Raw genomic sequence first — 4,679 nt, 5'->3', positions numbered from 1 at the left:
TCGAGGACCTCGTGGCCTTCGTCGGCGAGCGCCGCGACATCGGGCTCAAGCGGGCGCTCGAATGCGACGTGCGCCTCGTCCACTACGAGGACGGGCGGCTCGAGTTCGCGCTCGCCGACTCGGGCCGGCGCGACCTGCCCAACGAGATCTCCCGCAAGCTCGCCGAGCTCACCGGCCGGCGCTGGATGGTGGCGCTCTCGCGCGAGGAGGGCGCGCCGCCGCTCGCCGAGGTCGCGGCCGAGGCCGCCCGCGAGCGCCGGCGCGACGCGCAGAACCACCCCCTCGTCCAGAGCGTGCTCGCCCGCTTCCCCGGCGCGCAGATCGTCGACGTGCGCGAGCGCGCACCCGCCGAGGACGAGGCCGGCGCCGCGCCCGGCGGCGGCATCTCGGAGGCGGCCGAGCCGATGGAGCCGCCGGCGGAGGACGAGGAGCTCTGAGGATGGCCCGTCGCTTCGAGCCCCATAGCCGCCGGCCCCGCCGCGCTCTATCCTCCCCCTCATGAGCACGCCCGCCCCGCCGCAGACCGGTTTCGCCCTCGACCCCCGCCTCGAGGCGGACACGCGCCCCGTGGGCGATCTCTCCCTCTCCAGCGTCCTCCTGATGAACGACGCGCGCTTCCCCTGGCTGATCCTGGTGCCGCGCCGGCCGGGCCTCGTCGAGATCGCCGATCTCGCGGAGGGCGACGCGCAGGCGCTGATGGCGGAGATCCGCGTCGCGACGCGCGTCATCCTCGAGGTGGCGCGCCCGGACAAGGTGAACGTGGGCGCCCTCGGCAACATCGTCTCGCAGCTCCACGTCCACGTGCTCGCGCGATTCGCGTCGGATCCAGCCTGGCCGGGTCCCGTCTGGGGCCACGGAACGCGCATCCCCTACCCGCCGCACGCGGTCGAGGCGCTGCTCGAGCGCCTGCGCGCGGCCTTCGCCGCCGCCTGACCCCCGCGGCACGAGAGACATCCCCATGCAAGACACCAATCCGCCGCTCGGCTTCGCCACGAACGGGCTCGTGCGGCACACGAGCGAGCGCGGCGACGCGGCGCTCGTCCGGCACGCGGGCGACCCGCAGGCGCTCACCGTGCTCTTCTGCGGCGACACGCCGCTGCTGCGCCGCGAGGGCGAGGGAGCGGACGGGCCGCTCGGCGCGCTCCACCCGCAGCCGGTGCTCGACGGGATCGCGATCGCGGTCCAGGTCTTTCTCGGCACGCTCGACGGTCGCCCGGTCCTCGCGACCGCCGCGCCGGCGGATGCGGTCGAGGCGCTCGCGACGCGCACCGGCGCCGAGCCGCACGACCTGCGCGGGCTGGCCACGCAGGGCCTCGTGCCCGAGCGCGAGATCGGGCTCCTCGCCCAGGCGAAGTCGCTGCTCTCCTGGCATCTGCGCCACGGCTTCTGCGCCAATTGCGGCGCGCCGACGCGGCTGTCCGCCTCCGGCTACCGCCGCGACTGCGACGCCTGCGGCGCCCAGCACTTCCCGCGCACGGACCCCGTCGTGATCATGCTGATCACGCGGGGCGACCGCTGCCTGCTGGGCCGCCAGGCGCGCTTCCCCACCGGCAATTACTCCTGCCTCGCGGGCTTCCTCGAGCCCGGCGAGACGGTGGAGGACGCCGTGCGCCGCGAGACCTTCGAGGAGGCGGGCGTGCGGGTCGGCACGGTCTCCTACGCCCTCTCCCAGCCCTGGCCCTTTCCCTCCTCGCTGATGATCGGCTGCGTCGGCGAGGCGCTCGGCGACGCGCTCGACATCGACCGCGAGGAGCTGGAGGACGCGCGCTGGTTCACCCGCGACGAGGTGCGCCTGATGCTCGCGAACGCGCATCCCGACGGGCTGCGCGTTCCGCCTCCGGTCGCGATCGCGCACCACCTCGTGCGGCTGTTCGTGACGTGAGGTCGCTGCGCGCGCGGGCTCACCCCGCGAGCAGCCTCAGCGCCTCCTCGTGGACCCGCTTGTCGCCGGACGCCACGATCGTGCCCCCGCCGGAGGGATCGCCGCCGTCCCACGTCGTGACGACGCCGCCGGCGCCCTCGATGATCGGGATCAGCGCGACGATGTCGTAGGGCTTCAGCCCGGCCTCGACCACGATATCGACGTGGCCGGCGGCGAGCATGCAATAGGCGTAGCAGTCGAAGCCGAAGCGCACGTTGCGCGCCGCCGCCTCGACCCGCTCGAAGGCCTCCCGTTCCGCGCCCGGCGCGAACAGGCGGGGGCTCGTCGACGACAGGGTCGCCTCGGCGAGGCTCGCGCAGCGGCGCGTGCGCAGCCGCCGCTCGCCGGTGGCGGAGCCGTTGCCGGCTCCCGGGATCGGGCCGCGATAGGTCGCCTTGCCGCCGTCGCCGAAGAAGCGCTCGCCGGTGAAGGGCTGGTGCATCAGGCCGTAGCAGGGCCGGCCGTTGCGAGTGAGCCCGATGAGCGTGCCCCAGGTCGGCAGGCCGGCGATGAAGGCGCGGGTGCCGTCGATCGGGTCGAGCACCCAGACGTACTCGGCGCCCTCGCCCTCCGTCCCGTACTCCTCGCCGACGATGCCGTGTCCCGGAAAGGCGCGCTTGACGAGGTGGCGCATCGCCGACTCGCCCGCCTTGTCGGCCTCCGTCACCGGATCGAAGCCGCCGTCGCGGCCGCCCTTGTCGGAAGCGGCCATCGCGGTGCGGAAGAAGGGCAGGATCGCCTTGGCCGAGGCGGTGGCGAGATCGTCGACGAAGCTTGCGATGTCGTACAGGGCCATGCCGGCGTGCCTCGCGTGGAAGAACCGGGTCCTCCATCTCACGATGGGCGCGCAGGAACAAGCCGGAGGGTCAGCCCCGGTCGCGCTCAGGCGCGGGACGCAATGCCGGCGCGGTCCCGGGGCCGGGTCATGCGCCGAATGCATGAGGCTACGCGCGAGAGGCGGACCATCCGGTCTTTCCGGGACTTGTCATTTGTGCGGCGCAATGTATATTGTGCAGTGCGGTAGGGCATGGCGTTGTCCTCCCGTATGCCCTCCTTGGGCGTTTCCTCCCTAGACTTAGGGCCGCTCTCCGGAGCGGCCCCTTTTTTTGTCCTGGAAGGGTGCCGCCCGGCACGCGCGGCGGGAAGACCGCCATTGGTCGGCGCGGCGTCGGAAGGAGTTTCCGAGCGTCAGGCCACCTTCGCGGCCTTCGCCGCCGCCGGTATCTCCGGCAGCTCGATGTCGACCTCGAGCAGAGACATCGATTCGCCCCGGTCCATCTTGACCCGCACCTTGTCGCGCTCGACCGGCACGTGCTTGGCGATCACGGCGAGGATCTCCTCGCGCAGCACCGCGACGAGATCGGAATTGCCGATCACGGCGCGCTCGTGCGCGAGCAGGACCTGGAGCCGCTCGCGCGCAACCGGCGCGGACGAGCGACGCGTGAACAGGTTGAGCAGGTTCATGCGGCCCTCCTTCCGAAGAGCTTGCCCAGGAAGCCCTTCTTCTCGCTGGGTACCACCACCGGCAGCGTGGCGCCCTCGAGACGCCGCGCCGCGTCGAAATAGGCGCGGGCGGGCGTGGAGCCCGGCTCGCAGAGGGTCACGGGGCTGCCGAGATTCGACGCGCGCAGGACGTCCTGGCTCTCCGGGATGATGCCCAGAAGCGGGATCGAGAGGATCTCGAGGACGTCGTCGACCTTGAGCATGTCGCCGCGCTCGGCCCGGATCGGGTCGTAGCGCGTGAGCAGCAGGTGCTTGTCCATCCGCTCGCCGGCTTCCGCCTTGAGCGTCTTCGAATCGAGGAGCCCGATGATGCGATCGGAATCGCGCACCGAGGAGACCTCGGGGTTCGTCACCACGATCGCGGCGTCGGCGTGGCGCATGGCCAGCGTGGCGCCACGCTCGATGCCGGCGGGGCTGTCGCAGATCACCCAGTCGAACTTCTCGCGCAGCTCGTCCATGACGCGCGCGACGCCCTCGGCGGTGAGGTTGTCCTTGTCGCGCGTCTGGGAGGCCGGGAGCAGGTGGAGCGTGTCGCACCGCTTGTCCCGGATCAGCGCCTGGGCGAGCTTCGCGTCGCCCTGCACCACGTTGATCAGATCGTAGACCACGCGCCGTTCGGCGCCCATCACCAGGTCGAGATTGCGCAGGCCGACGTCGAAGTCGACGACCACGACGTTCTTGCCCTGCGAGGCCAGGGCGGCCCCGAGCGCTGCGGTCGAGGTCGTCTTGCCGACGCCTCCCTTACCCGATGTCACGACGAGAACCTTGGCCATCGCCACCACCTCCGTTGTCACCCCCGCGTCGTCGACGTCTTTCGTCAGCCGATCGCCGCAATCTTCATGGCATCGCCCTCGAGCCAGACCTGTGCCGGCTGGCCGCGCAGCGATGCCCCGATGTCCTCGGCCGTCTTGTAGAGGCCGTCGATCGCCACGAGCTCGGCTTCGAGCCTGCGGCAGAAGATGCGCGCGCGCGGATCGCCGGTGGCGCCCGCGAGCGCCCGGCCGCGCAGCGCGCCGTAGACGTGGATCGAGCCGCCGGCGACCACCTCTGCGCCGGAGGCGACGGAGCCGAGCACCGTGACGTCGCCTTCCGTGAAGACGATCGACTGGCCCGAGCGGACCGGCTGGTCGATGATCAGCGACGGCGTGGACTGCGGCGCCTGCGCGTCCGAGCCGGCGGCGCCCGACACCGCCGCGACCGCGTCGGCAGCGGCCTTGGCCGCGGCCTCGGCGGCCGCCGCCACGCCGGCCGGGGC

Annotated in this window: 6 protein-coding genes and 1 pseudogene; 3 read left to right on the top strand and 4 right to left on the bottom strand. The window is 72.5% G+C overall.

Annotation, left to right across the window (positions count from 1 at the left end; translation table 11 throughout):
* The 3 genes and pseudogenes from ACTZWW_RS22395 to nudC form a co-directional block, all read left to right on the top strand.
* Positions 1-437 (top strand): annotated as a pseudogene (locus tag ACTZWW_RS22395) (DNA polymerase III subunit gamma/tau); the annotation flags it as partial.
* Between the two features lie 61 nt (positions 438-498).
* Entirely contained in the window at positions 499-933 is a 435-nt protein-coding gene (locus ACTZWW_RS22390) for an HIT domain-containing protein (protein ID WP_444783181.1), read from the top strand.
* 25 nt (positions 934-958) lie between these two features.
* A complete protein-coding gene (nudC, locus tag ACTZWW_RS22385; protein ID WP_444783180.1) occupies positions 959-1,882 on the top strand; it encodes an NAD(+) diphosphatase in 924 nt (307 codons plus the stop codon).
* A 19-nt stretch (positions 1,883-1,901) separates the two neighbouring features.
* On the opposite strand, the gene hisN is transcribed toward nudC, so the two are convergent.
* The 4 genes from hisN to minC all read right to left on the bottom strand — a co-directional run.
* Positions 1,902-2,717 (bottom strand): histidinol-phosphatase, encoded by an 816-nt coding sequence (gene hisN, locus ACTZWW_RS22380; protein WP_444783179.1) that lies wholly within the window; start codon positions 2,715-2,717, stop codon positions 1,902-1,904.
* A gap of 392 nt (positions 2,718-3,109) precedes the next feature.
* Positions 3,110-3,385, bottom strand: a complete 276-nt coding sequence (minE, locus tag ACTZWW_RS22375; protein WP_444783178.1) for a cell division topological specificity factor MinE — start codon at positions 3,383-3,385, stop codon at positions 3,110-3,112.
* Positions 3,382-4,197, bottom strand: coding sequence for a septum site-determining protein MinD (minD, locus tag ACTZWW_RS22370; protein WP_444783177.1), 816 nt, complete (start codon positions 4,195-4,197; stop codon positions 3,382-3,384). Before minD ends, minE begins: the two co-directional genes overlap by 4 nt.
* A 44-nt stretch (positions 4,198-4,241) precedes the next feature.
* Positions 4,242-4,679, bottom strand: a 438-nt coding sequence (gene minC / locus ACTZWW_RS22365) for a septum site-determining protein MinC (RefSeq protein WP_444783176.1), incomplete at its 5' end; no start/stop codon positions are given.

This window comes from Salinarimonas sp. NSM, assembly GCF_052380005.1.
In the GTDB taxonomy this organism is placed as follows: Bacteria; Pseudomonadota; Alphaproteobacteria; order Rhizobiales; family Beijerinckiaceae; genus Salinarimonas.
The sequence above is the reverse complement of the archived record's forward strand: the minus strand, read 5'-3'. Positions and strand labels throughout refer to the sequence as shown.